At 28.1% G+C, this 24,579-nt stretch carries 25 protein-coding genes and 2 pseudogenes; 7 read left to right on the plus strand and 20 right to left on the minus strand.

Going from position 1 to position 24,579, the window contains the following annotated elements; all coding sequences use genetic code 11:
• Positions 1–40 precede the first annotated feature (40 nt).
• Entirely contained in the window at positions 41–421 is a 381-nt protein-coding gene (gene blaI, locus ACVBFA_RS04710; RefSeq protein WP_001284658.1) for a penicillinase repressor BlaI, read from the minus strand.
• Positions 411–2,168, minus strand: coding sequence for a beta-lactam sensor/signal transducer BlaR1 (gene blaR1, locus ACVBFA_RS04715; RefSeq protein WP_001096367.1), 1,758 nt, complete (start codon positions 2,166–2,168; stop codon positions 411–413). Before blaR1 ends, blaI begins: the two co-directional genes overlap by 11 nt.
• Positions 2,169–2,274: 106 nt before the next feature.
• Here blaR1 and blaZ point away from each other — a divergent pair, with 106 nt between their 5' ends.
• Positions 2,275–3,120 carry a penicillin-hydrolyzing class A beta-lactamase BlaZ gene (gene blaZ, locus ACVBFA_RS04720; RefSeq protein ID WP_000733621.1) on the plus strand — a complete coding sequence of 282 codons (846 nt, stop codon included), beginning with the start codon at positions 2,275–2,277 and terminating at the stop codon, positions 3,118–3,120.
• Positions 3,121–3,433: 313 nt separating this feature from the next.
• A complete protein-coding gene (locus ACVBFA_RS04725) occupies positions 3,434–3,844 on the plus strand; it encodes a YolD-like family protein (RefSeq protein WP_000612779.1) in 411 nt (136 codons plus the stop codon).
• Between the two features lie 42 nt (positions 3,845–3,886).
• Here the strand turns inward: ACVBFA_RS04725 and ACVBFA_RS04730 are convergent, their stop codons facing one another.
• Genes ACVBFA_RS04730 through ACVBFA_RS04745 form a run of 4 tightly spaced genes read right to left on the minus strand, consistent with a single transcriptional unit; the run spans position 3,887 to position 8,814 of the window.
• Positions 3,887–5,257, minus strand: coding sequence for a hypothetical protein (locus ACVBFA_RS04730; RefSeq protein WP_049434754.1), 1,371 nt, complete (start codon positions 5,255–5,257; stop codon positions 3,887–3,889).
• Positions 5,258–5,261: 4 nt separating this feature from the next.
• Entirely contained in the window at positions 5,262–5,627 is a 366-nt protein-coding gene (locus tag ACVBFA_RS04735) for a DUF6262 family protein (protein ID WP_000410574.1), read from the minus strand.
• Positions 5,628–5,635: 8 nt separating this feature from the next.
• On the minus strand, positions 5,636–7,699 hold the full coding sequence (locus ACVBFA_RS04740) for a tyrosine-type recombinase/integrase (protein WP_000026854.1): 2,064 nt from the start codon (positions 7,697–7,699) through the stop codon (positions 5,636–5,638).
• Between the two features lie 2 nt (positions 7,700–7,701).
• Entirely contained in the window at positions 7,702–8,814 is a 1,113-nt protein-coding gene (locus ACVBFA_RS04745; RefSeq protein ID WP_000706211.1) for a tyrosine-type recombinase/integrase, read from the minus strand.
• 183 nt (positions 8,815–8,997) lie between these two features.
• On the opposite strand from ACVBFA_RS04745, the pseudogene ACVBFA_RS04750 reads away from it, so the two are divergent.
• Positions 8,998–9,300, plus strand: a pseudogene (locus tag ACVBFA_RS04750) (YolD-like family protein); the annotation flags it as partial.
• 214 nt (positions 9,301–9,514) lie between these two features.
• Here the strand turns inward: ACVBFA_RS04750 and ACVBFA_RS04755 are convergent.
• A complete protein-coding gene (locus ACVBFA_RS04755) occupies positions 9,515–9,685 on the minus strand; it encodes a hypothetical protein (RefSeq protein ID WP_001830431.1) in 171 nt (56 codons plus the stop codon).
• Positions 9,686–10,064: 379 nt separating this feature from the next.
• Between ACVBFA_RS04755 and ACVBFA_RS04760 the strand changes: the two genes are divergently transcribed.
• A complete protein-coding gene (locus tag ACVBFA_RS04760) occupies positions 10,065–11,105 on the plus strand; it encodes a C45 family autoproteolytic acyltransferase/hydolase (protein ID WP_002447478.1) in 1,041 nt (346 codons plus the stop codon).
• A gap of 53 nt (positions 11,106–11,158) precedes the next feature.
• On the opposite strand, the gene ACVBFA_RS04765 is transcribed toward ACVBFA_RS04760, so the two are convergent.
• Genes ACVBFA_RS04765 through ACVBFA_RS04775 form a run of 3 tightly spaced genes read right to left on the minus strand, consistent with a single transcriptional unit; the run spans position 11,159 to position 13,088 of the window.
• Positions 11,159–11,995: a DUF4097 family beta strand repeat-containing protein gene (locus tag ACVBFA_RS04765; protein WP_002447479.1), complete on the minus strand. Its 837-nt coding sequence runs from the start codon at positions 11,993–11,995 to the stop codon at positions 11,159–11,161.
• Positions 11,992–12,549, minus strand: a complete 558-nt coding sequence (locus tag ACVBFA_RS04770) for a DUF1700 domain-containing protein (protein ID WP_002447480.1) — start codon at positions 12,547–12,549, stop codon at positions 11,992–11,994. Before ACVBFA_RS04770 ends, ACVBFA_RS04765 begins: the two co-directional genes overlap by 4 nt.
• A 53-nt stretch (positions 12,550–12,602) precedes the next feature.
• Complete coding sequence (locus tag ACVBFA_RS04775; RefSeq protein ID WP_164539682.1) at positions 12,603–13,088, minus strand: hypothetical protein; 486 nt, start codon at positions 13,086–13,088, stop codon at positions 12,603–12,605.
• A gap of 168 nt (positions 13,089–13,256) precedes the next feature.
• Between ACVBFA_RS04775 and ACVBFA_RS04780 the strand changes: the two are divergent.
• Positions 13,257–13,818, plus strand: a pseudogene (locus tag ACVBFA_RS04780) (thioredoxin family protein).
• A gap of 130 nt (positions 13,819–13,948) precedes the next feature.
• Here ACVBFA_RS04780 and pmtD read toward each other — a convergent pair.
• The 7 genes from pmtD to ACVBFA_RS04815 all read right to left on the minus strand — a co-directional run bounded on the left by pmtD (position 13,949) and on the right by ACVBFA_RS04815 (position 18,275).
• Complete coding sequence (gene pmtD / locus ACVBFA_RS04785; RefSeq protein WP_002487326.1) at positions 13,949–14,680, minus strand: phenol-soluble modulin export ABC transporter permease subunit PmtD; 732 nt, start codon at positions 14,678–14,680, stop codon at positions 13,949–13,951.
• Positions 14,680–15,552, minus strand: coding sequence for a phenol-soluble modulin export ABC transporter ATP-binding protein PmtC (pmtC, locus tag ACVBFA_RS04790; RefSeq protein WP_002457923.1), 873 nt, complete (start codon positions 15,550–15,552; stop codon positions 14,680–14,682). Before pmtC ends, pmtD begins: the two co-directional genes overlap by 1 nt.
• Positions 15,553–15,572: 20 nt before the next feature.
• Positions 15,573–16,232 (minus strand): phenol-soluble modulin export ABC transporter permease subunit PmtB, encoded by a 660-nt coding sequence (gene pmtB / locus ACVBFA_RS04795; protein ID WP_002495664.1) that lies wholly within the window; start codon positions 16,230–16,232, stop codon positions 15,573–15,575.
• Positions 16,213–17,127, minus strand: coding sequence for a phenol-soluble modulin export ABC transporter ATP-binding protein PmtA (gene pmtA, locus ACVBFA_RS04800; RefSeq protein ID WP_126122670.1), 915 nt, complete (start codon positions 17,125–17,127; stop codon positions 16,213–16,215). Before pmtA ends, pmtB begins: the two co-directional genes overlap by 20 nt.
• Positions 17,127–17,504, minus strand: coding sequence for a PSM export ABC transporter transcriptional regulator PmtR (gene pmtR, locus ACVBFA_RS04805; RefSeq protein WP_001830364.1), 378 nt, complete (start codon positions 17,502–17,504; stop codon positions 17,127–17,129). The genes pmtA and pmtR overlap by 1 nt, the downstream gene beginning before the upstream one ends.
• A 318-nt stretch (positions 17,505–17,822) precedes the next feature.
• Positions 17,823–17,993: an SE1626 family protein gene (locus tag ACVBFA_RS04810; protein WP_002447489.1), complete on the minus strand. Its 171-nt coding sequence runs from the start codon at positions 17,991–17,993 to the stop codon at positions 17,823–17,825.
• Between the two features lie 186 nt (positions 17,994–18,179).
• Complete coding sequence (locus tag ACVBFA_RS04815; RefSeq protein ID WP_002440392.1) at positions 18,180–18,275, minus strand: Trp-rich small protein; 96 nt, start codon at positions 18,273–18,275, stop codon at positions 18,180–18,182.
• A 193-nt stretch (positions 18,276–18,468) separates the two neighbouring features.
• Between ACVBFA_RS04815 and ACVBFA_RS04820 the strand changes: the two genes are divergently transcribed.
• Positions 18,469–19,755, plus strand: a complete 1,287-nt coding sequence (locus tag ACVBFA_RS04820) for an aminotransferase class I/II-fold pyridoxal phosphate-dependent enzyme (RefSeq protein ID WP_126122652.1) — start codon at positions 18,469–18,471, stop codon at positions 19,753–19,755.
• Positions 19,756–20,183: 428 nt separating this feature from the next.
• Here ACVBFA_RS04820 and ACVBFA_RS04825 read toward each other — a convergent pair whose 3' ends face one another.
• From ACVBFA_RS04825 to groES, 3 genes are all read right to left on the minus strand, one after another.
• A complete protein-coding gene (locus tag ACVBFA_RS04825; RefSeq protein WP_126122649.1) occupies positions 20,184–21,251 on the minus strand; it encodes an LPXTG cell wall anchor domain-containing protein in 1,068 nt (355 codons plus the stop codon).
• Between the two features lie 420 nt (positions 21,252–21,671).
• The gene (gene groL, locus ACVBFA_RS04830) at positions 21,672–23,291 is read right to left on the minus strand and encodes a chaperonin GroEL (protein WP_126122650.1); all 1,620 of its coding nucleotides are present in this window, start codon (positions 23,289–23,291) and stop codon (positions 21,672–21,674) included.
• A 55-nt stretch (positions 23,292–23,346) separates the two neighbouring features.
• The gene (gene groES, locus ACVBFA_RS04835; protein ID WP_001830378.1) at positions 23,347–23,631 is read right to left on the minus strand and encodes a co-chaperone GroES; all 285 of its coding nucleotides are present in this window, start codon (positions 23,629–23,631) and stop codon (positions 23,347–23,349) included.
• A gap of 174 nt (positions 23,632–23,805) precedes the next feature.
• On the opposite strand from groES, the gene mroQ reads away from it, so the two are divergent.
• Positions 23,806–24,546: an intramembrane glutamic endopeptidase MroQ gene (mroQ, locus tag ACVBFA_RS04840; RefSeq protein WP_126122651.1), complete on the plus strand. Its 741-nt coding sequence runs from the start codon at positions 23,806–23,808 to the stop codon at positions 24,544–24,546.
• Positions 24,547–24,579: the final 33 nt, after the last annotated feature.

Here is a 24,579-nt window from a genome sequence, read left to right on the forward strand (position 1 = left end):
CATAATTTATATATGTATTATGTTTGAACCCTATATCTATTTATTTTTTACTAATATCATTTAAAATGTCTCGCAATTCTTCAATTTCTTTGTTATTTAATTCTTCATTTTTCGCAAAATTAAGCACTAAACTTTTCATATCCCCTCCATACAATTTATTAAGAAAGGTTTTAGCAGTTTTCATTTTAATATCATCTTCTTTAATAATTGATGAGTAAAAATAAATATTATTATATTTATAGCGTTTTATAATCTCTTTTTTATATAGTCTTGTAATTAATGTTCTAATCGTCTTATCGCTAACTTCTTTATTTTTTTGAATCTCAACTACAATTTCATTAGCTGATACTGATTTTTTATTCCATATTATATTCATAACATCCCATTCAGCCATAGATATTTCAACTTGCTTATTGGCCATTTAAAACACCCATTTCTTTTAATATTTTTTCATTTATGAATTTAGCATTTTCACCAGAGGCTTTTTCATCTGATAAATGTGTAGAAAAATAATACTTATCATGATTTGTAATTACGTAACCTACAAACCACCCATTATTATATTTCCCGTTTACTATACCTGTACCTGTTTTCCCATACAATTCATAATTTTCATTTTTTCTAATCAATAACGAAGAAGATAATTGTTTCTTTTCATTTTTACTAAAATGGTTATTTTGTTCCATCATATTTTTTAAAACTATTACTTGTTCAAGATTAGATATTTTCAAACTATCTTCCAACCAATAGGCTTTATAACTTCCCAAATTTTTATTACCATAATTTAATTGCTTGAGTTGATCAGAAGTATAGTTCTTTGATAATTGATTACTAATACGTTCGAAGTACCAATTAACTGAGTTTTGTATTGCCGTATTTAAATCTTGATCCTTATTCCAAGAATCGAAAGGATAATGATTATGATTCCATGACATACGTGAATTTTTATCACTTATAATATGACGGTCAAGTCCAAACAGTGCTAAATAAATTTTGTAAGTTGAATCAGGAGAATATCTTTTTCTACTTTCTTTTTCATTATAAATATAGTATTTGTCTTTCTTCATGCTGTACATAACGAAAGATCCACTATTTGAACCAAAATTTTTACTTTCATCTAAAATTTGGTAATCGCTTTGTAAGGGCTTTTTATAATTATAATCAGTTAAGGATTGCCCCATTAAAAACTGGCTTTGAATTATCATGATAAAAAAAGTAAAAATACAAATAAAAATTAGAATTAATTTTGACTGCTTCTTCAGATTGCCTTCTTTTATATTAATTAATCTTCTTTTGAGTAATGATTTTTTACCATTAAATGAATGGCTTAATATATTTTTGTTGAAAAATGAGGTTTTTAATACGGAATCCATAATAGCTTCCGCATAAGACTTAAATTCATTTTTGTTAATATTATTAAGGACAAATCTATCGGCTTCTACTTCATTGTCATGAATCATCTTTCTTTTTACAATTTGTATTAGTGGATTATAACTCATAGCAATAGAAAAAATATGAAAGATAATTAAATGCAAAGTATCTCTGTTTTTAGCATGAGCATACTCGTGCAATATTATATATTTTAGTTTTTTGTCATTTATACTTTTAAAATATAAACTGGGAATCAAAATAATATATTTTCCATACCAAAAAGTTATTGGAGAATGAATAGATTCTGCTTTTCGAATCACAATATTTCTTTTATATTGATGATTGAAAAGTATCTTGTTTATTTTATCTTTTTCTTTTTCATTTAGATAAAGTGACTGTTTCTTTAAATACTTAAGATATAATAAAGAATTTAAAAATTTAAAACTTAAAATAATAACTAAAACTATCCAAATAACTGTGCAGATATTATCTATTGAATCCCAATTAAACTTATGGATGTCTGTTGTAAACTCATGAACAGGTTTAGTGGTATTTATGTTAGGATTCAAATTGTGTGAATTACTTTCAACTGTGGGCTCTTGATTATTCAAATTATTAAATTTAAAAAAAGAGAATTTAATAGGGATGAAAGGAATTAATCCTGCAAGAAGAGTTAGATACCAAACTTTATAATTTAACATATAATTAAAATAGCGTTTTAATATGTACCTAAAAAATAATAACAATAGAAATATAAAACAAAAGCTTACTATGCTCATTATTAATAACTTAGCCATTTCAACACCTTCTTTCAAATATTTATAATAAACTATTGACGCGAATATTACAATTGTAATATTATTGATTTATAGAAATTACAACTGTAATATTGGAGGGTATATTTTGAAAAAGTTAATACTTTTAATTGCAATTGCTTTAGTTTTAAGTGCATGTAATTCAACCAGTTCACATGCTAAAGAGTTAAATAATTTAGAAAAGAAATATAATGCTAATATTGGTGTCTATGCATTAGATACTAAAAGTGGTAAGGAAGTAAAATTTAATGCCGATAAGAGATTTGCCTATGCTTCAACTTCAAAAGCGATAAATAGTGCTATTTTGTTAGAACAAGTACCTTATAATAAGTTAAATAAAAAAGTACATATTAACAAAGATGATATAGTTGCTTATTCTCCTATTTTAGAAAAATATGTAGGAAAAGATATCACTTTAAAAGAACTTATTGAGGCTTCAATGAAGTATAGTGATAATACAGCAAACAATAAAATTATAAACGAAATCGGTGGAATCAAAAAAATTAAAAAACGTTTAAAAAAATTGGGAGATAAAGTAACAAATCCAGTTAGATATGAAATAGAATTAAATTACTATTCACCAAAGAGCAAAAAAGATACTTCAACGCCTGCTGCTTTCGGCAAGACTTTAAATAAACTTATCGCAAATGGAAAATTAAGCAAAAAAAATAAAAATTTCTTACTTGATTTAATGTTAAATAATAAAAACGGAGACACTTTAATTAAAGATGGTGTTCCAAAAGACTATAAGGTTGCTGATAAAAGTGGTCAAGCAATAACATATGCTTCTAGAAATGATGTAGCTTTTATTTATCCTAAGAACCAATCTGAACCTATTATTTTAGTCATTTTTACGAATAAAGACAATAAAAGTGATAAACCTAATGATAAATTGATAAGTGAAACCGCCAAGAATGTAATAAACAAATTTTAATAGTCTAAATGTACTACAAAAACTGATATAATTCTATCTTTCATAAAACTTCATAATATCGAAGAACATATATATTATTTATAATTATATATGTTCTATTTTTTTATGTTCACATTTTTTAAAAGAGAAAATACTATTAACATACCAAACATCATAATTCCAGTTACTATAATTATAAATGCTCGATAATTTTACTCAACTTTTCCATATAGAAAATAACTTATTTTAAATTAATTAATTAATCACATTAAAAAATTATATAATCCTTGCCAAAAAGGAACATACGTTCTACAATGATGATGAGGTGGTAAACATGATTCCAAATCCTAATGCGCCAGATGAATATAAATATGAAACTGATTATAGAAAAATACCAAGAAAATATTTAAACCCTAAAATCCCTCAAGGGCGTGGAAAAATCAAATGGCAAGCTTTTGCGACTCTCCCGCAACAGTTTGAAATTTTAGAACAAATTATAAAGGATCAAAATAAAATAGAAAAACCATTGCTAACACATGATTCATTAGATAATTTAGATCAGATTTTTCAAATAAAAATTCAAAATGATGAGTTATGTACAATCTCATATTGGGAAGACGGTAACATTTCAAAATATACAGGAAAAATTTTAAAAAAGGATGAAATTAGTAATACATTTTCCTTTTCTGATACTAACAATAATATATATAATTTAAATAATGCTAACGTTTGTAGTATCACTTAACACTATTTAAACTTTTAAAAAGTTTAAATAGTGTTCTTATAATTACCTTTTTCGAAATACTTCTAGCAAAATCATTATAAGTATCATACTGATATTAAATATATTATTTTTATCACTGAAAAAAATTTCTACTACTTGGAAAATTGATAAAAGACTTATTATTAACAAAAGTTTATTTAATTTTTCGCTTCTTTCTTCTTCCTTATATGACTGCTCCAATTCAATTAGTGATAATTCTTCTTTGTTTAATTCTTCAATATATTGTGGAGATTTAAAATCATTATTATTCTTTAGATACAAATATAAATATAAACTAGGTAAAAGCTCTGTTCTATAAATAATTGCAATAGATCTCTTGAAATTTAGTATCCATTGTCTAAAATATAGGGCTTCTTTTTTTCCATTTAAATTATATTGTTGATACCCATACAATTGTAATTCATTTAACATAGTTTCTAAGAAAAAGAAATTAGCAGAACTATTGAAATAAAGTGCCATTTGAGAACATTTTTCTAAAACATCTCCTTCTTGCTCATCCATCCAAACTACAAAAACAGATGCTTTATTCAAGAAGTTTATATAATTATCGCTATAACCATCTTGCCTAAAATGTTTACTTTTTCCTTCAAATGAAAAAATAGGCGCATTTACTAACCACTCTTGAATCTTCACGTCCTCATAGAAAGGATCATCAGTAAATTCATTTTCATTAGCTAAATAATAAACTTCAAAACCCATATTTTTAGATACTTTATATTCAAAAATATCCTTACTATTAATTTTTATAATTCTATTAATTTGTCTAGAAACATCTCTAATATTTTTACAATGTCTATTACCATACAATTGATACTGTCTTTGTCTATTATTTTTTTCTTGATTAATTAGAGGATATATCTTATCTTTTACACATGAGAAAGTACTATACAAGTCGCTTCCAAAGTTTATACTCTCTAAGTCTTCAATGATTTCTATAACAAATGTACCATTGTTAAATATAGTTAAGGTTAAAAAAAATAAATTCAAAGTGTTCTCATGAGTAATTTCAATATGTGGAGTGAATATATATTTTTTATATTTGTATCCATGTATATTATTTTGATCAAACAATCCATCATTAATATTTGCATTAGTAGCAAATTTTTCTAAAAATTTTTCTAGTTTTTCGTGATATTCTTTTGTATGTCTTTTATATCTTCCAGGTAAAATCCAATAATCATAATTTACCGGGGGGTTGTCAGGAGATAAAATGCGTATAACTCCTTTTACATTCAATAGAATTTCCTCAATTTTTTCAAACCAAGGGTTCATGTTATTATCTTTTATATTTATAGCAGTAGCATATTGATATGTTACTTTATAGCCTTGTAATTTATTAATATCTTCTAGAATCTTTTCAATTTTATTGTCCATTATTTTAAATATCCTCATACAGCCTAGAATATAAAACGCTAATTTCTTCTTTCAACATTTTTTTCTCTTTTTCTAAAGAATTTACTTTTCTTTTTAAAGAGGAGATTAACGCATCTTTACCGTCATTTTTATTTTTATGAACAAATATTTCTCTGTTTTGTTCACGTAACTTCTCTATTTTCTTTCGAATTTTATTATTTTTATATAATGTAGCTTTCGAAACTTTTGAATGTTTAGAAACGATGTTAAAGTTAATTTCTTTATTTTTTTGAACTAAATCATTTATTGCTTTATCAACTTTTTTCTCGGTTTTAACTTTTCGTTCTGCATGCAACTGTTTTAATTGTTCTTGTCTATTAAATTTTTCCATCTTAACCTCTATACTTTTATTCTATTACTTCTCCCGAATATAATGTTTCCATCTTTTATATTACCTAGTATTTCTTCATATTTATTTAATATATTAGTATGTTTTTCAACTATATCTTGTCTATTATTATTTTTAGCTAATTCTATGGATTTGACCGTTGATTTGATATGTAATTCATATTTTTCAACATCTAAATCAGAAAATCCAATAGCTAGATCCTTACATGGTTTCCCAGAATTACAAGTTAAGCATGGCGGAGCTTCCATATATGGACAATCACCGCTCAATCTAGCATGACAAGTACCATAAGGATTGTCCATTGCGTTTAATTTATGTTCTTGCCATAAAGAATTCAATGCTTTTTCTGATAATTCACTACTATGCTGTATATTTTTAATTTTACCGTCAACATCAAAACTAAAAGCCCCTTGATCAATAACTGATTCAAAAGCCTTTCTTTTTGTATCATCAAGTAACTTAGCATATCTGAGTGTCATTTCTGGTGAGGAATGTGCTAATAATTCTTGTATGGTTAATATATCTGCTCCACCATTTAACAATTTCACTGCATAAGTATGTCTAAACTGATGAGTTTTGAAATGGAAGACTTCACCTTGTTCATCAAGAATATTTTTTGTTTTTGCTAAATGATTTAAGTGTGCTCTGACCATATGCTGTGTAAAGGGCATTCCTTTTCTTTTTCCTTTATGAATAGCAAAAATATAATTATTAGGGTTGTTATCTTTTGTACTTTTAATTTTAGAATTGGCTATTAAAACTGCTACTATATCAGCTAATTCATTATCGATTGGTATCCTATGTCCTTTAACAAAAGTTTTAGCAATATCAGTAATTATTGAAAACTTTCCATTAACTTTTGCAAGACAATTATTTTTTAATGTTAATACATCAGAAATTCTTAGTCCTGTTTTAAAAGCTATCCAAACTACAGGTATTAAATCTTTGTGCAAATCATTTATATGCTCAAAAAGCTGTTCCAATACAAAATCTGGGATATAATCAATTTGGCTACTATTTTTCTTTTCGCGCTTAGGAAAGTCTTGAGGATAAATTAAAAAACGTATATCTTCAGAGGGGGCTATATCATAATTTTGACTAGCAATATCATTTAAGAACCTTCTAATTGCTTTTAATTCTTCTCTAACGAAGTTCCTAGAACTTTGCACATTTTTACTATTAGCATATTCAAATAAAAATTCTATATATGCTTCGATATGACATCTATCTAGTTCATTTAAACTATTCCTTGTTTCTTTATTTTTAGATATATTTTGAAAAAACCTAGTCAAAACTCTTATATAAAATCTTGCTGTAGCAAATGCTATATCACCAGTTATCAAACGATTTTTTAAATATTTTTTTGCTAATTCTCGCATTTTAATTGACTCAATTTTTTCAAAGTTCAAATAATTACCAGTTAGTGTTTTATTATAACTCAATCCATATTTTTCTAAATTTCTAATATCCCATTTATCTTTTTCCCATTCTTCTCGCTTATCAATAAATTTATTTAGATTAATATACATATTCTTTAAAAAAGAAGCTAGTCCACTTTTATGTTCATAATCACCAAAAACTATTGTTGATGATTTTCTTTTTATAGGTATATTATTTTTAGTCAACCAACTAAACCAGTACTTTTCTAACATATTAATATCACAATCTAGTAAAGAATTTAAATTTGGATAAACTTCATTAAAGAACTCAGCAATCTTGTTAAGTTTCACTGCTCCAGTATTAAATACATTAGATAAAGACCAATCCTCTTTAACTATAAGTTTCAAAAAAAGGTATTTAAATTCTAAATTCAAATTTTCACTTTTAATCCTAAAGAAAATATTTTTTCTTTTGTCTTTATAGTTCTTGATACTATCTTGAAATTGCTCGAACTTGTTAAAAGCTGAAATGTGCCATTCATCATTTTTTAAAAAGTAATCATCATATATTTCAGTTATTAGCACTTCTCCTTTTATGTTTATAGTTCTACTTTGTAATGTACATAATTCATTAATCATAGTACTGTTTGTAGGCAAATTAATTGGTATTGACATAGTTATTCCCCTTTATTAAAAACTTGAAATTGATGCTTAACTTTATTCCAATCTTCACGTATATCTTCTTCAGTGGGATGAACATATAAATTAATAGTCGTTTGTATATTACTATGACCGAGTCTTTCTTGAACTTGTTTAATATCCTTAGTTTCATTATAAAAAACAGTTGCATGTGTATGGCGAAATAAATGGGGGTGAACATTTATAGATGTTTTATGTTTTAGCCTTTTAAATAATGAATATATATCACTATAATGCATAGCTTCTCCTACATTTCTACCCTTTATTTTTACAAAAAGATAATCAGAACATATGGAAAGTTCGTCAATTATTTCGTACACATAATCGTCATATAAATCAATTAACGATTGAGAAATAAATATTTTTCTTTCACCAGTTTTTAAATAAGTACCATTGCTATTAAATCTATTTTTCAAAACTATTTGGTGACCTTTTCTAAAATCAAATTTGATATCATCAATGCGTAATGATAATACCTCACCTATACGTAATCCTGTTTCATATAATAATTGTATTAAGAATTTATCTCTAATATTATTAGCTGCTCCTAATAATTTCTTAACCTCAACATTGGTTAACACTTCTAGTTTTTTCTTTGGTTCTTTTACTTTCAAAATATTTTTCAACATTCCATAGTCCTTGTTTACGTGATGCATGAAACTTTTATATTTTTTAGAGTATTTACTTTCCGTATGTATAAAATCATAGAAATTAACATCTAATTTTTTGCTCCTATAGAGATAATCATAAAAATTAGATACTACAGTAATAGTCAGATTAATTGTCTTAGGACTAATGCTTTTTCCTTTTCGGTGATAAGAGAGGACATTCTCATATTCAAAAGGTGTTTTCATCCATCTTATAAAATCAACAAAGTTATCAAAACTAACTTCTTTATAGCATATCTTTTTACTTTCTAAGTAAACAAAAAATTTTTTTAGTGCATAGGCATAGGTTTTCTTGGTATTTAAACTTTTATTAACACTATCCAGATACTTCAAATATCTTACTGCATCTACTATAGGTTCATTATTACCATCTAAAATCATAAAATTGATACCATTCTTAGATTTTACTTCTACTATTTTCATAATAATCTCATTTCTAATTTTAATAGTATAAGTATACACTATTCGAACTCTTTTTACATCATACATATTAAACTTATTACACGTAATAAAAAAAGACTATTTAATATTTTTACTTTGTTCATTTTTTCTTAAAATATGATTCATTTTAAACAAAATAGTCTATATCCTTCAATATATATATAACCATTCGCAACTTTACCAGAACAGTTTGAAACAATTTATCAATATATGATAGATCAAAATAAAGTGAGCAGACCAGTGCTTTCAGACGACCAACTTTCGCAACTAAATATACATTTACATGAAGCACTACAACAATCACGCCCAGTCAATATCAAATATTACGAAGAAGGATATATTAACTTTATAGAGCTCATTATACATCGGATTGATTCAATGAATTATGAGATTGAAGGTACTGCTCCTCATTCAAGAGAACGTCATAAAGTTTCATTTTTAGATATTATAGATATTTCTTTTATATAAAGATTACAAGAGAATTTGTTATTAATTTTTTCATTTTACACTTATATAACCACAAACATACTTAGCGTTATCTAAAGACTTTCTGAATGAAACCATTTAATTATTAATTTTAGAATTCAATAATTAATTTTGACTGATAATTGGTAAAATCAACTAATAAAAATAAGCCTACACATCTCAATGATGTACAGGCTTATTCCTAAATTATTATAAATTAATTGTTGTTTTCGATATCAGAAACGATTTCTTTCGTTTTTCTTTCGATATCTTCAAAGTCTTTTTTAAAAATATAAGCAAAGGCAACTACACCGATGCCTACTACTACTGTAGTAATAGCTAATAAACTAAAGACAAATTTGAATAACCCTTTAATAAAGTTCCACATTAGTTTTCACCTCTATAATTAATATGCATAGCTACATTTCATAATGATAGCATACTTAACTTTGTCATTAAATATATACCCTTTTTACGGATAATTATTCTAAATATGAATATAAATTATGATAATATATCAACTAAAGATGCTTAAAATGAAACAATTAAATGATTTCTTTAATCATGGTACACACAAATCAACTTAGCAACCAAGATTTTAATTTATCAGTGATTACTTTGTAATTATCAATATTCAGAATGATCACTCCTATTGAGATAATGTCATTGTCTTAATTTAGATTGTATGATTTACACAAATCAAGTTCAATTAATACTAAGTTACTTTTATATTACATTGAAGTAAAAATATAAGGAGAGATTATAAAATGCAAAAAGTACGTTCTGATATAATGACTCATCGCGGTTCGCACTATGATTTAGGAGTAAAGACTGCTCTTTGGTTACAAACCACTCCTTTATTAAAAAATCGAAATAAAGAATGGCGAAAGAGAATTCCACGTTTTGATATTGATGTCAAAGAAACCTATGATATATTTCAAGTCTATTCACCACAGATTTGGGAAGAAATAATTGGCATGCAAGATGTATTGAATCTACCTACAAAACAAATGATTTTAAATTTTGGCCATTATCGATTTACTGATTTAAAGGACAGTGGCTGCACAGTATATAAAGGTAGTGATTTTTTAGTTCGAAATTATGATTATCATCCTGCAACATATGATGGTAGATACTTATTATTTCAACCTAATGACGGGGGATTATCTCAAATAGGACCGACTTCAAGAGTGACTGGTAGAATGGATGGTATGAACGAGTATGGTTTAGTTATGGCATATAATTTTATGCATCGTAAAAAGCCTGAAAATGGATTTGTATGTTACATGGTTGGTCGGCTTATACTTGAAAACTGCAAAAATGTAACTGAAGCAATCAAATTTTTAAAAGAAGTACCGCACCGTAGTTCATTCAGTTATATACTAATGGATAGACATTCGAATTATGCCATTGTCGAAGTTACACCTCGATCAATAGATGTAAGGTATGAACATATATGTACAAATCATTTTGAATTGCTTACCCATGAAAATAGAAATTATACAAGAGAATCTAAAGAACGCTTAAATCGTGTAATAAATAAAACAACTCCTTCTACAAACAAAGATATCGCATTCAAATTATTTAACGACCCGCAATACGAAATCTATAGCAAACTATTTAAGAGTTGGTCTGGTACAATTCATACTTCACTATATGAACCTAATTCATTAATAGCATGGATGGCATTAGGTCAAAACAGTCATCCAACCTCAATCAATTTCTCTAATTGGTTAAAAGGTGAGAAATTGAATATAAATTACTTTGAAGGCGAAATAGATACACCATTAACTTTTGCCACATACTAATTAAAAATTCGACCCTATCTTAATAAATCAAAGGGTCGAATAATTTATATTATTTATTCAATTATAATATCGCCATCTACAGTGTAAAATTCCAATATATTATCGCTGTTTCCTACTTTTCCTTTGTCGAAATATCGATTTTTAATTTCTTTATTTCCATGACCAGGATGAAGTTTAAGCAAGGTGTTTTTGGGTTTTTCGCCAAAATGATAATTAATATTACCTTTTTGTGTAGAAGCTTTTATATCATTGCTAGATTTCATGTCCGTCATGGAAATATCACCTCTATTAACCAAGAAAACAGTATCACTTAATGTACTATTTTTAACATGAGTTAAGCCCTTATCAAGCTTCATACGACCTTCCCTGATTAAACAGTCTGTAATATAAAAATTTGCTTTAGAGGATTCGATATTTAGCTGATTGAGTTCAGACCGTTTAAGTTGTATAATTCTATCTGTTTCCAATGAAACATGTTTCAAATTCACTTGATTTAAATCAATTTCTCCCAATAACGATTGAATATTAAGAGATTTAAGGTCTTTTTCTGGTACAACAATTGTTAGCTTCCTATTATTTGAGTGAAATGGATTAAAATTTAATCCATATCCTCTATCTACTGCACGTTTTTCTTTAATACTTAACCTTTTATTATTTTTTGTAACATTTATTTTATTATCTCCAGTAAAATAAACAGCTAATTTTTTCCCAGAAATTACATTAACATTGGTTGTTACTGTACTTATTGATAAATGTTCAATTTTACTATTTATAGTTTTGTTATAATGTCGATTATCGTATTTGTTTTTATCTATAGTAAACCACGTCATAGTACCACTAGCAAAGAAAATGATAAATATGATTAAACCACTAATAAAAAGCTTTTTCATTCTTTAACGCTTCCTTTAACAGTCTTTATATACCAAAGAAGATATTTCAAAATAAGTTTATGAATTATTTCACCAATTTTCAAAGTAATAACAATAAACATAATTCCTAAACCTGTAAAAGAAATTGAAAAAAACACATTACTTATAGCATTTTCGAAACCATGTAATACTGAATAAAATAATAAAACAAATGGTGCAAAGATAAAACAAATAGAAATAAGGAAACAGAGTAGAATAAGTAATGCAATGATAACAACCGGTATTAAAATAATAAATAACGACAAAATACCAAGACTTAACGATGCTAGTATTGCTCTTACGATGTTTGCTAAGGTTGGTTTGTAACTAGCATAATGAATAGCACTTCTAGCTTTTACTTCTTTGGAAATATGATAAGGATCATTTAACTTTTTTATAATTTGTGATTCACTAATCCCTTTCAACTCTTCTTCATAGAATAAGTTTTCATACTTGTGCATAATACTATCTTTTTCTTCTCTAGGTAAATCATCTAAAGCTAATTCTAATTCATTTAAGAAGGTTATTTTATCCATATTTACGCACGCTCTCAATCTGAACTAAAAAATATCTAATACTTTTTTGATTATTATTTACTAAAGAACTCAATTCTTTTAACAATGTTATCTTTATATAAAATGTTTAATTTCAGTTTATTAAAACGGTCTACATATGTCATTGAGTGATAATTTTTACCTACTTTATTAATCTTGTAGTTTTCTCCCAATTTATTGATGACTTTATCAATTGGGTCACCCATTTTAACACCAAAATTTGTTTGAACTTTATCATCTTTGACTAAAACCATGCCTTTAACCTTATGCGTTTTATTTTTTACTTTTACTGTAAAATCTTTATGATTTTTATCATTGTAAAAGGTATATCTATCTAACTTAATTTTCTTATTAACCACAAATCCTTTTTGATTAAAACCATGATTTAAACTAATATGATTCACACTGTAACCAGATAAATCCACAGATTTTATACTTTTGTAATAAGTCAAACCTATCAATAAAGAAATAGCTCCAGTTAAAAAAATAGCGAATATTAACCATCTACTTTGAATTCGCACCTGAGTCACCACTTTCACTCTTGTTCTAATTAATATAGCATATGCACAATGTAGTTTCATCTAACAAGATAGTCACATTATTTAATATACATATATTAAGTTATTTTAATTTCTTTAAACTCAAAAATTTGATATAACATTTTAAATTATTCAAGAGAGGGTTTTTATATAAGAAATTTAAAAACTTATTTTAATAAAAGTCAAACACTCAATGAATTCATTAAAGAAATACAAGTAAATAAAGACAATTTATTATCCATTTATAATTTCTTTCACTTACCACTTAATGATGCACGTTTAAATCAATTAAGAGAATCGAATTATTCTAAGGTGCTTATAATTAAAGAGTATTGGTATGGCGATGCCATGATTAACATTCCAATATTAAAGTATATTATTGAATTTCTGAACATCGAAGCAAGAGTTTTTCATAGCGATGATGATACACATCTGATTGATCAATATTTAACAAATAGTTAATCAAGTGCTATCCCTATCTTTGTCTTCATGAACGATTTATTCAAACGATTAACAGTTTGGGGACCAAAAGCAAAAGAAGTACAAATTTTGTCAATAAAATTAGAAGTAATAAGTTGCCAGATAAAACCCATCCTAATTTTTGAGGATTGACTTAAAGAAACACATATCATTATTAGTCAAAGGTATAAAATTAATTCAATATTTAGGAATAAGTTTTAACTCAATAATAAATCTACTTGTATATAAATAAAACGAGTGGGACAGAACTCGTCATGAATTCTATGTCCCACCCTATAAAATACACCTCATAAATTTTAATTAATGACTAAACAATTTTTATATGTCTGAGTCACTTAACTAACTTCTCCGCGTTTTATTATTTAAATATCTCTCTTTGAGGCATATAACATATTTGCAATAAATAAGACCACTATTGATGCAATAGAGATAAACCATTGCCAATGAGAGAATTTAATCTCACCAGTCATTTTTTCAGTTAAATACGTAAATGGTATATATTTAAAGGAATCTTGAATATCATCGCCAATATTCGGAATCATTGGAATAAATGGCTGAATAAACGGAACGATGAGTATTAAGAAAATACCTAGAGTAAATATGACAGCAGGTTTTTCTACTATTAAAGTGATTAATAATAAGAATAATCCAAAGAATAAAAAGAAAATAAGGTAAAACCAAATATTATTTAAAAATCTATCTCCATCCATTTTTTCACTTTTAGTTGTAGATTGTATAATAATTATTACCAAGTAGTGAATAATTGTAAATAAGAATGAAATTAATACAATAGATACTGTTTTAGTAATGATATAGCCCATTCTGCTAGTTATTCTGCTCATAAACAATTGTATAGTACCTTGTGAGTAATCTCTTGTTATTGTTTTTATAATGAATAAAAGTCCAGCAAACAAGAATAGCCAATTAGCTAAATTAAAAACCATATCTATATTAACTTTATGTGCAGAACTGTAATTTGCCATCATGCTAGCTTGGAATACCGTCATTCCAATTACAAGTATAAATGCTAAATAAGTATACGGACTTTTAAGTATACTAATTAAATCATATTTGACTAATTGTAAGCTCTTCATTATTTATCACCTCTTTGATTAATATTAAAGTAAGTATCACGTAGTGAACTTTTACGTGTTTCAATATATTTTGGATAAATATCTAGTTGGGATAACGATTTAAGTAACTCTCTATAATCATTTTGAGCTTTAATGATAATTTCTCCAGATTCTTTTTGAGACTGCTGTACTTTAAAGTTTTCAGAAAGATAATCTAAAGCTTTATTAAAGTCATCTTTTTGTAAAGTAAGAATGGTACTATCCTCTGGTCCCCCATCTTTCATATCTACATCTTGAACGAACTTACCATCTCTAAGAAATACTGCTCTATCACAAATCAATTCAATGTCTTCTAATTTATGACTTGAGATTAATATTTTCATTTCTAATTGTTGAACAAGTGATTGAATTGTCTTTAGTACATCTATCGAACCATCTGGATCCATACCATTTGTAGGTTCATCTAAAATTAAGTATTTAGGTTTGTTCATTAATGAAACTGCAATTGATAATTTTTGTTTCATTCCCATTGAATATTTGTTAACTTTTTTCTTGATATATGGTTTCATTCCAAAAGCTTCAATAATATGATTTGCATATTCCTTATCGAAACCATCGCCTAATACTTGTGCAAATAATTTTAAGTTAAATAAACCTGTCTTATTTCCATATAACTTAGGATGCTCAATTAAATAGCCAACATTCTCACTTTTAGGCATGTCGACCTTTCCTTGATAGTTAATAATGTTATTATTCATGACCTTCATCAAAGTTGTTTTACCAACTCCATTTTTACCGATAAGACCAACGATTTGACTCTCGCCAAAATCAAAATCTATATCGTCTAAAACAGTATTTTGACCATATTTTTTTGTGATATGTTGTAATTTCATCATAGACCTCCTTAAAAATGTTAATTCTTTATTTTTTTAATTTGAATCAAATAATTAATGACTAAGAAAATGCTACTTATAACTAATAGACCATAATTTAAGAAATATGAGTATATCATTGGGATATGGCTATCATTGTGTGTAAGATAATTGATTAAGATGAAAACGACCGATAAAGTAAATGGCAGAACCACCATAATCCCTACAATATAAGCTAAATATGGGATATCTCGATCTTTACGTTCAGTACTCTTACTAAACGCTATAGGTATAGAAAAGAAATTTCCTACAATGAATGAAAAAGTCGTCGAAAAATAAATCGAATCTGTTTTTATTGTGCTTGTATTGTATCCATATAAACTAATGATAAGCGCACCTATAAAAGTTAATAAAATACACGTCATGTAATTAGCGTTAAGCAAATCTTTCTTTGAAACAGGCAAACTATAAAAGAAATAATATGAAGATGAACCACCTAATCTACGGTTAACTCTAAATAAATGACCTATATCTATCAAGCATATCATCGTCAGTATTAATCCGATTGGTCCTGAGATAATTGAATATAATGGTGTATCTTTATTTAACAAATGATAAATGGGGAAGAATAAAAGCAATAATGCGTAAAGAATTAATGTCCAACTACGTAATTTTAAGTTTCTAATCATTAATTGCTTCATAGTTAAATCTCACTTTGTGTTTTGAATTTGTATTTCGTTCCTGTTTACTTTTTTCTAAATAAATCATCAATTGCTCTATAGATGCATCTTTTATTTCAACGCCACTACCAAATAATTCATTAAATGTTTGATAATATTCTGTTAAACCAATATAGCCTGTTTGCTTACTTTCTTTGTATATCAAGAGTTCATTCAACTCTTCATCTAAGTCTTCATTAGAACCACTAACGATTTTGTATTTTTGCGATAGTTTATCCCTAGACTCATTGAATATGATTTCACCCTCACTGAGAAAAACGATATAATCTGCAATTTTTTCCAAATCAGAAATAATATGTGTTGAAAAGAAAACTGTCTTATTTTCATCTATCAATTCTTGTTGAATAATTTCAAGTAATTCATTTCTTATTAACGGGTCTAACCCTGATGTTGGTTCATCTAGGATAAATAATTCTGCGTGATGACTGAATGCAATTGCTAACGATAGTTTCATTTTCATACCAGTTGAGAAAGTTTTTATTTTATTTTTATATGGAAGTTGAAAAAAATTTAAATACTTTATAAATATTTCATGATCCCAACGATCATAAAAAGGGGCAATGATATTTTCTAATTTTTTTACTGTCCATTTTTGATTAAAATAAATCTCAGAATACACAAATCCAATTTTATTTTTTATTTCACGAGGATGGATTTTTATATCTTTCTCAAAAACATTGATCGTACCACTTTCAGATTGAATTAAATCCATAATTAATCGTATTATTGTAGTTTTCCCCGCACCATTTCCACCTATAAAACCTGTAACATATCCTTTAGGAACATTGAAGGAGACATCTTGCAATTGAAATGCGTTAGATCGATAATTAACATCTTTAAGTTCTATCGCGTTCATTAGTCGTCCTCCTCATAAATCATAGTCAATATTTCTATTAATTCCTCTAAAGGCATTCCAATTGTTTTGGCTTCTTTTGACATAGAGTGAGCTAAATTTTCAATAACAAAAAATTGCTTTTCCTTTAGAATAGAATTATCTTGTTCCTTTACAAAGGTTCCTTTACCTCTAATAGTTGTTACAAACCCATCTTTTTCCAAATCTTCATATGCTCGTTTTGTCGTTATTAAACTCACTTTTAAATCTTTAGCTAACTCACGCATTGATGGAAGATGTTCACCAGGGGAAACATAACCTTTCAAAACATTTTCTTTAATTTGTTGTTTAATCTGTTCATATATAGGACTTTCACTATTGTTCTTCAAAATTATTTTCATTGATGTCCCCCTTTTCATCTGTATATACATAATATATACAATATACACACTTTTGTAAAGTGATTTCGGAAAAAATAGTAGAAATCTCTATTTCATAAGAGATATACTGTATATATCATCTATATACAAAAAGGATGAAACTGAATTCATTTGAATTCTAAATTTCATCCTAAAATTAAATATTTTACCAAATTTTGCCAAATATTTACTAATGATCCTTTTAAAATTACTGTTGAAATAGCAAAATATACTTCATCTGTTTGATTTTATGTACTTAAAACTTAAAGTAATATTTGAAGTTTTATCACATGAATGTATCTATTTTTTTTTACGTTCATTATGTCTATTAATAAAAGCACAAATCATGAACATAATTGCTGCTAGCAATAATTTTACCCCTTGCGAATCATGATCAGTCGCTTGTAAATAATACCCTACTATAAATAGTACAATAGCTAATCCAACAAATATTTTAGTCAAGTGTTTCATTTATTTCACCTCAGTAATATAAAAGTATATCAAATTAAAACAAAACTATGAACCACACTCAATAGCATCACTTTATATAATATTGTTTGCGGTCTATTTAGTACAATGTTACAATTTAATTGTATCCACGTATTATACTACACAACCCCAAGTCTGGTACCAGCAGACTTGGGGTTTTTTGGTCATCTATTTGCCTTTCCATTTTATTTCCAACCAAATACGAAAGACAATGAGTATGCCACCGGTAATTAATGTTATGATTCCATCTTGCCACCACGTCATTATACTACACCTCCCAAAAAGATGAGTGTCATATAATATGATGACCTATCAATAGTTTAACATAAAAACAGAACATATGTTCTGTTTTTGGTAGATAATTTTTAATTTATAACTTTAGTACAACACTTTATCTTTAAAGCAATACAAGATAATATATATATAAACACTTTATTGAAAAGAGGTTAAGACAATGATGAATCCATTAGCCCAAAAATTGAATGATGAAATAAAGCAATCAAGTCCAGAAGTATTAGATATGATGTCACAATTAGGTAAAGAGATGTTTTATCCAAAAGGAATTTTATCACAATCCGCCGAAGCAAAACGTACTACATATAATGCTACTATTGGTATGGCAACCAAAAAAGAAGGTAAAATGTATGCAGATTCACTTAACCAAATGTTTAATGACCTTACACCGGATGAAATTTTCCCATATGCACCTCCTCAAGGTGTAGAGGAATTACGTGATTTATGGCAGAAAAAAATGCTTAATGAAAATCCCGACTTAAAGTCAAAATCTATCTCTCGTCCCATCGTTACAAACGCGCTCACACACGGTCTTTCTCTGGTAGCTGATTTATTTGTAGATACAGAAGATACCATCTTATTACCGACACACAACTGGGGCAATTATAAACTTGTATTTAGTACACGTCACGGTGCTCATATCGATACGTATTCTATTTTTGATGACTCAGGACACTTCACTACATCTGAGCTTGTAAAAACATTAAAAGAATATAAAAAAGACAAAGTGATTATGATTTTAAATTATCCTAATAACCCAACTGGTTACACACCAAATAAAGAAGAAGTTAATACTATTGTAGATGCAATTGAAGAATTAGCTAATAAGGGTACTAAAGTAGTAACTGTTGTCGATGATGCATACTATGGGTTATTTTATGAAGAAGTTTACCAACAGTCGATTTTCACAGCTTTAACACAGGTTAAATCTTCAAACCTTTTACCAGTGCGTTTGGATGGAGCTACTAAAGAATTCTTCTCTTGGGGCTTCCGAGTTGGCTTTATGACGTTTGGAATTAATCATGAAACGTTAAAAAATGCACTAGAAGCTAAAGTAAAAGGATTGATTCGTAGCAATATTTCAAGTTCTCCGCTACCTTCTCAGAGTGCTATCAAACATGTACTTAAACATCATGAGCAATTTGATAAAGAAATCGATCAAAATATCAATATTTTAAAAGAACGCTACGAAGTAACTAAACAAGTGGTATATGATAATAAATATGCTAAATATTGGCAAGCCTATGACTTTAATTCAGGATACTTTATGTCATTGAAATTAAATCAAGTCGATCCAGAAGAATTACGTAAACATTTAATTAATAACTATTCAATTGGTATTATTGCTTTAAATAGCACAGATATTCGTATTGCCTTTAGTTGTGTAGAAAAAGAAGATATTCCTTATGTCTTTGAGTCTATTGCTAATGCAATTGATGATATTAAATAAGTTTGAGGGGCTGGGATTATGAATGCTCTCTATTCACAGTCCCAGTTCTATTCTTATCTTGATTGATTTGCTCTTGAAAACTATGTGTTAAAACCTTTTCATTTATTTTGATATGATGTAATTTTTACTAAAAAATATTAATTATATTTTCTTCGGATATAAATTTTAAGAATCTTCACAATTTAGTTAGTCGACCCTTTAATAATTTATTGTTTTATTTTTGTGATTTAAGTACAAAAAGCTAAAACGAATAAATTGATACTCAGTACATTAGTTTTTGACTTTTGATTTCTATCTCCATTATCTCGAAGTTGAGCCTCTGTGATTTTTCTACAATGATTATTTATCAAGTAACTACACTCGCCACCCTATTCTTTAAGTTTTTAAATAGAAAAAGTGTGGATTGTACACCCACACTCTATGACTAACTATTCTCTTATTTTATTTCTAAATAATCCTAATAAACCTAAACCAGCAAGTAACATTATTAAAGCAGGATTTTGAATATCGTTTGTTTTACCTGTTTCCGGTAATTTATCTTGTACATCAATGTTATTATCTTTCTTAGAAGTTGTTGTAATTTCGTCTTCTTTGTCTTTCTTAGTTATTTTTGTGTCTTTCTCGTCTATGTCGTTATTTGGTGTTTTTGTGTCTTTAGATTTTTTCTCGTCTTTAACGCTATTGGGTTTTACTGGGCTTTTCTCCTCTCTATCTTTCTTCGGAGTTTTTGTGATTTTCTTTTCTTTGTCTTTCTTCGGTGCTTTTGTGACTTCGTCTTTCTTGTCTTTACCGCTATTTGGTTTTATTGGGCTTTTCTCCTCTCTATCTTTCTTCGGAGTTTTTGTAATTTTCTCTTCTTTATCTTTCTGTAGTGTTTTTGTGTTTTCGTCTTTCTCGTTTTTGGTAATTTGTGTATTTGTTACCGAAGTATTTGCTTGATTTTGTTCTTTTCCATTCACTTCATCTTTATTTTGATTGGTTGTTTCAACAACTTCATTTGTATTATTATCTTGTTGATTATTTTCAACCATAGGTGATTGTGCAGTGCTAATTTTACGATAAATAAACTTAGTAATTCCGTCACTCACAGAAGTTCTATAATGTTGGTACCCAGGAATTTTCACCGGTTGCCTTTCTGAAGCAGGGGTTTTAGCATCTTCCACAGCATCTTTAATAATATTTCCTTGATCATCTAGCCAGACAGTTACATAAAGAATTGGTAGTTCATATGACGCATCGTATTCTTCTTCATCATTATTATTTTGATCTGTTGTTACGGCTGTTGCATCTGTATTTTCATTATTATTTGTAGGTGCTGTTTGTGAAGTTTTTGGTGATGTTCCTTGATTTGCAGTATTTTCATCCGCATACACAGTTACGTTACTGTTAAATAAATAGAGTGCCAATGTTAATGCACTTGCTGTGCCATATCTTATAGTTTTCTTACTTAAATATGTTTGTATTAATTTCGAATTATTAGGTTTGATGTCTTTCATAGTTGTATGTGCCTCCTAATTTTTTGATTTAAATTAAATTTCGATATCATATGCCTATGATACTGAGATTTACAGTGTGAGCATAATCGAACAAAATATACACAATACGTTATTTAATTTATAATATATCATGTATTTTAATTTTTCACAATTTAAAATTACCGAATAATACTAAAGACTTTTTATTACTTTCAACATTGAGATAACATTTTTATAACTGCATTAAAATCGTTGATTTCTCAGAGCTTTACTGACTAAACATTATAACTTTACTATATAGTGAGATATCTGACGTTTTTGTAATTACGATAATTTTAACTCATACCTAAAAAAGCTTCTCAAAAGTCTATTCAACTTTTGAGAAGCTTTTTAGTAATTTAAATTAAATATTTATATTGAAGTCTAAAATCAATAAAATATCTACATCATACCTGGCATGCCACCCATTCCAGGTTGTTCATTATTTTCTGGCTCCGGAATACTAGCAACGACTGCTTCAGTTGTTAAGAACATAGCAGCTACACTTGCTGCATGTTGTAACGCTGAACGAGTTACTTTAGTTGGATCTACTATACCTTCTTCTAACATATTAACCCATTCATTTGTTGTTGCATTGAAACCAACGCCCGCTTCAGCATGTTTTAAACGTTCAACAATAATTGAACCCTCTAATCCTGCATTTTCAGCAATTTGTCTAACAGGTGCTTGTAATGCTTGTAAAACAATATTAACACCTGTTTCAACATCACCTTCTGCTTTAATTTCACTTACTTTTTGATATATATTGACTAACGCAGTACCACCACCAGCAACGATACCTTCTTCCACCGCCGCACGTGTTGAATTTAATGCGTCTTCAATTCTTAGTTTACGTTCTTTAAGTTCTGTTTCACTTGCAGCCCCTACTTTGATAACAGCTACTCCACCAGCTAGTTTTGCTAAGCGTTCCTGTAATTTTTCTTTATCAAACTCTGAATCAGTTTCTTCAATTTGCGCTTTAATTTGACCTACTCGAGCATCAATATTATTTTCATCACCATTACCATCTACGATTGTTGTGTGATCTTTAGTCACTTCAACTTTATTTGCAGTACCTAGCATATCAAGAGATGCATCTTTAAGTTCTAAACCTAAATCATCAGTAATGACTTGAGCACCAGTTAATATTGCTAGGTCTTCTAACATTGCTTTACGTCGATCACCAAATCCTGGAGCTTTAACTGCTACAGCAGTAAATGTTCCGCGCATACGGTTTAAAACAATATTAGTAAGCGCATCACCTTCTACTTCATCCGCAACAATTAAAATTGGTCGACTAGACTGCACAACTTGTTCTAATAATGGAAGAATATCTTGGAATGATGAAATTTTCTTATCCGTTACTAATATATATGGACGTTCTAATTCAGCTATCATTTTATCTGAGTCAGTTACCATATATGGTGATTGATAACCGCGATCAAATTGCATTCCTTCAACTACTTCTAATTCTGTATTAAATCCATTTGATTCTTCAATTGTGATAACGCCATCGTTACCTACTTTATCCATTGCTTCAGAAATGTAGCGTCCGATTTCTTCATCTGCTGCTGAAATAGCTCCAACTTGCGCTATCTCGTTCTTATTTTCAACCTTTTGAGAAATCTCATGAAGTGCTTCTATAGCCACTTGCACTGCTTTGTCAATACCTTGTCTTAAGCCTACAGGATTTGCACCACTTGTAACATTCTTAAGACCTTCCTGAATCATTGATTGCGCTAATACTGTTGCTGTAGTAGTACCGTCCCCAGCAATTTCATTTGTTTTATTCGCAACTTCCTGCACTAATTTTGCACCCATATTCTCATATGGATCTTCTAACTCTATTTCCTTAGCAATTGTTACACCGTCATTTGTAATTAAAGGTGTTGTATAATCCTTATCTAAAACAACATTTCGCCCTTTAGGTCCAATTGTAACCTTTACAGCGTTTGCTAATTTATCAACGCCACGTAACATTGCTTGACGTGCGTCTTCAGAGAATTTAAGATCTTTTGCCATAGTCTAAACAACCTCCACTTATTAAATCATTTAATTAATATTTAAAATTCGCTCTTTATTCTATAATAGCTAATATATCTTCTTCATTTAAAATTAAATATGTTTTGTCGCCACGTTTCACTTCAGTACCTGCGTATTGTTGGAAGACGATTGTGTCACCTTCACTGACTTGAGGAGCAACTTGTGTGCCATTGTCTAATAAACGACCTTGTCCAACTGCAATGATCACACCTTCATTTGATTTTTCTTTAGCGCTATCTGTTAAAACGATGCCACTTTTAGTTGTTTGTTCTTGCTCTTTCTTCTCAATAATCACACGATTTCCTAATGGTTTAAGCATGATTGTTCCTCCTTCATTTACATGTGATTTAGCACTTTGATATATAGAGTGCTAATCTGTTTTTAATATTAATCAAAATTGGTCAATATATCAAGCAATAAGGACTATTAATTTTGTACTTAACCTTTATTTACGATAAAATATATAATATACATATATAGATGGAGGGAAATTATGAAAAGGTTATGGGTATCCCTATTAACCGTTCTATTCTACGGTTTAGCTCAAATATTACCTGGTTTGGTTTTAGGTAGCCATTTACTTGGAGATATGTCTAAAATGCAAACTGCCCAAACAATGATTATCATGCAAGTATCTATCTTCATCATCGTTGCATTGTTAATCATTTTCATGCAAGCAACCATTAAAAATCCTACTCAATTAGAACAAGGACATAAGGAACCTAAAAGATATATTCTCGCCTGGGTTCTATTAGGATTTTGTATTGTGATGATTTACCAGTTCATTATCAGTATAATTTTATTTGCCATCAATGGAAGTCCCCAAAGAAGTCCAAACACCGAAAGGTTAATGGCTATTGCTAAGCAAATGCCGATATTTATCGTTTTAATATCCATCGTAGGCCCCATTTTAGAGGAATACGTTTTTCGTAAAGTTATCTTCGGAGAATTGTATAACTTTATAAAAGGATCACGTGTGGTAAGCTTTATTATTGCATCTGTAGTAAGCTCTCTAATATTCGCTTTAGCACATAATGACTTTAAATTTATACCAGTATATTTTGGAATGGGAGTCATTTTCTCACTTGCTTATGTTTATACAAAACGAATTGCAGTGCCAATAGGTATACACATGCTTATGAATGGTTCGGTTGTATTAACTCAAGTTATAGGTGGAGATTCTATTAAAAAATTGCAAGAACAAGCAACATTTATATTCCATTTTATATTTTAAAAATAAAAGCATCTCATCATGTATAAATCAATT

It is taken from the genome of Staphylococcus sp. MSU001, assembly GCF_052976705.1.